Here is a 3,047-nt window from a genome sequence, read left to right on the forward strand (position 1 = left end):
GCCGCACCGTGCTGCGCGCACTGGACCTGGAACTGGGCCGCGGGGAACGGGTGGCGTTGGTGGGCGAATCCGGGTCGGGCAAATCCAGCTGGCCGCCGCGCTGCTGCGCGCCGTCGATTCGCACGGCACCGTGCTTCTGGACGGGGTGCCGATCGACGAGCTGACACTGAGCGACCTGCGCACCGCGCTGGTGCTGGTGGCGCAGGACGACTCGCTGGTGCGCGGGACCCTGCGCGAAACTCACCCTGGGACGCACCGGGATGACCGATGCGACGCTGACCGGCGTGCTGCAGGAGCTGGGGCTCGGCCAGTGGTTCGCCGCCCAGCGTGAGGGGCTTGACACCCGGCTGGGGGAGCGCGGATCGCGGATCTCCGGCGGGCAGCGCCAGCGTCTGGTGCTGGCCCGGGCGCTGCTGCGCGAACCGCAGTTCCTGATCCTCGACGAGGCCACCAGCGCACTGGACACGCACACCGAAACCCTGGTGATGCAGGCCCTGGCACGCCGCGTGGATGCGGGCATGGGGCTGCTGATGATCAGCCACAAGCTCGGTGTACTGCAGGATTTCGCCGAAGTGATCGTGCTCGCCGACGGGGAAGTCATCGAGCGGGGCAGCGCCGCCGCCCTGCTGGACCGCCCCGACTCGCTCTTCGCCAGGATGCGTCGGCGCGAACTGGCCAGCATCGAGGACGGGGTGTAGCAGACCCGAACCGGTGGCCAATTGAACCCCGTCCCTACCTTGCTCTGGCGTACCCCGGGCCCGCTGAGAGTTCGTAGAATTGCTCCTATGAGGAATATCGACTTCAGCGGGTGGACCGTTGACGATCTGCTGAAGATGGAAGCAGCACTGCGAGCCGAGTTCAAACGGCGCGGGATCACCCAGACGGACAGTGATCTGGGCGGAGAACTTGGTGAGTACCTTGCACTTCGTGTCTATGGAGGCCACCTCACGGCGCCGGGCAACAAGTCCTTCGACCTTGTCGATGGGCAGAAGCGACGGATTCAGATCAAGACACGTACCCTTCCACGCGATACGCAACGCATCTTTGCCTTTGCTGATCTGGACTTCGACCTCGCGGTATGCCTGCGCTTTGATCGAAAAACGAATGCCTTGCAGTGGGCTCGAGAATTCGATGTTGCCGAGGTGGAAAGCCTGGTGACCAGGCATGCCACCGGGTTCCGTCTAGGAACGTTGCAGGCATTTGAGAACGGTAGAGACGTCACCGCGAAATTCCAGCAAGCGCTTGAAGCTGCTTCCGTCGTCGAGGCAGACATCCCAGGATGATGCCTTACCTGCGCGGAAAGCTTCGCTACGCTCACTTTCGTCGCTGATCTGCCGCTGCAGACCCCGAAGCTGGGAACTGCCAGATCACTGGGAAGAGCCACTTTCGGGCACCAACAGTGGGGCTAGGCTCGGGCCATGGCACGGTTTTTCATTCTGATCTTCCTGATAGTGATCACCACGGCCGCCGCAGTGGCCGCAATCTTCGCCTCCGCGCTGGGCAGCGCCGCCTGGCTGGTGCTGGCCGCCTTCTGTGCGGTGCTGCTGGGGGTGGGGATCCACGACCTGCTGCAGACCCGCCACGCGATCCTGCGCAACTACCCAATCCTGGGCCACTTTCGGTTCTTCTTCGAGTTCATTCGCCCGGAACTGCAGCAGTACTTCATTGAGCGGAATACCGACGGCAAGCCCTTTGACCGGGACACCCGTTCGCTGATTTACGCCCGGGCCAAGGGCGCGGACAGCCACAAGGCCTTCGGCACCGAACGGGAGGTGAACGCGGTCGGCTACGAATACCTGCTGCACTCCACCGCGCCGGCCGCCGCGGTCTCGGACCAGCACAAGGTGCGTGTGGGTTCCTCCCAGTGCAGCGCCCCGTACGACATCTCGCTGCTGAACATCTCCTCGATGAGCTTTGGTGCCCTGTCCAAGAACGCGGTGCTGGCCATGAACAAGGGCGCCGCGATGGGTGACTTCGTACATGAAACCGGTGAGGGCGGGCTGACCAAGTACCACCTGGAATACGGGGCGGACCTGTTCTGGGAACTGGGTTCGGGCTACTTCGGCTGCCGCACCAGTGAGGGCCGCTTCAACCCGGAGGTCTTCGCCCGCAAGGCCGCCCATGAAAAGGTCAAGGGCATCACCATTAAGCTTTCCCAGGGCGCCAAGCCCGGGCTGGGCGGCGTGCTTCCCGGCGCGAAGGTGTCCGCGGAAATCGCCGAGGCCCGCGGCGTGCCCGAGGGGGAGGACTGCATCTCCCCGGCCAGCCACCCCGAATTCTCCACCCCGCGCGAGATGCTGGCCTTCGTCACCCGGCTGCGTGAACTCTCCGGCGGCAAGCCGGTGGGCATCAAGCTGTGCGTCGGTTCGCGCACCGACGTGCTGGCCATCTGCAAGGCGATGCTGGAGACCGGCACCCTGGTCGATTTCATCACCGTGGACGGGGCCGAGGGCGGCACCGGGGCGGCGCCGCTGGAGTACGAGGACACCGTGGGCACCCCGCTGACGGAGGGGCTGATGCTGGTGCACAACGCGTTGATGGGCACCGGGCTGCGCTCGGAGGTGCGGGTGGCGGCCGCGGGGAAGATCGCCAACGGCAATGACATCGTCAAGCGGCTGATCCAGGGCGCGGATTTCTGCTTCGCGGCCCGGTCAATGATGATGGCCACCGGCTGCATCCAGGCCCAGAAGTGCCACACCAACACCTGCCCGGTGGGGGTGGCGACGCAGGACAAGCGCCGGATGCGCGCCCTGGTGGTGGACGACAAGGGCAACCGGGTGTACAACTACCACCGGCTGACGGTGACCGAGGCCAACCAGATCATGGCCTCCATGGGGCTGACCAGCCCGGACCAGCTGAACACCCGGATGCTGCGGCGCCGGGTGAACCTGCAGAGCACCCGCTCCTACGCCTCGCTGTTCCACTGGCTGCGCCCCGGCGAGCTGCTGGAGGACACGCCCACCACCTGGCGGGAGGACTGGGAGGAGGCGGATTCGGACCACTTTGGCGAGCACGCGCCGCTTCGGTTCGGCACCCCGCACGCGGTG

At 65.8% G+C, this 3,047-nt stretch carries 4 protein-coding genes; all 4 read left to right on the forward strand.

Translation table 11 applies throughout. The annotated features are described in order from the left end of the window. Positions 1-8: 8 nt before the first annotated feature. Positions 9-164 (forward strand): ATP-binding cassette domain-containing protein, encoded by a 156-nt coding sequence (locus JCM19049_RS23480; RefSeq protein WP_374700290.1) that lies wholly within the window; start codon positions 9-11, stop codon positions 162-164. Between the two features lie 96 nt (positions 165-260). Then, positions 261-698 carry an ATP-binding cassette domain-containing protein gene (locus JCM19049_RS10585; RefSeq protein WP_054821572.1) on the forward strand — a complete coding sequence of 146 codons (438 nt, stop codon included), beginning with the start codon at positions 261-263 and terminating at the stop codon, positions 696-698. Between the two features lie 87 nt (positions 699-785). Beyond that, on the forward strand, positions 786-1,283 hold the full coding sequence (locus JCM19049_RS10590) for a hypothetical protein (protein WP_054821573.1): 498 nt from the start codon (positions 786-788) through the stop codon (positions 1,281-1,283). A 135-nt stretch (positions 1,284-1,418) separates the two neighbouring features. Then, positions 1,419-3,047: FMN-binding glutamate synthase family protein (locus JCM19049_RS10595; RefSeq protein ID WP_054821574.1), on the forward strand; the 1,629-nt coding region annotated here is incomplete at its 3' end.

This window comes from Arthrobacter sp. JCM 19049 (genome assembly GCF_001310435.1).

Coding starts and splice junctions, on each gene's coding strand:
- JCM19049_RS10585 (WP_054821572.1), top strand. CDS start 261: ATGACCGATGCGACGCTGACCGGCGTGCTGCAGGAGCTGGGGCTCGGC.
- JCM19049_RS10590 (WP_054821573.1), top strand. CDS start 786: ATGAGGAATATCGACTTCAGCGGGTGGACCGTTGACGATCTGCTGAAG.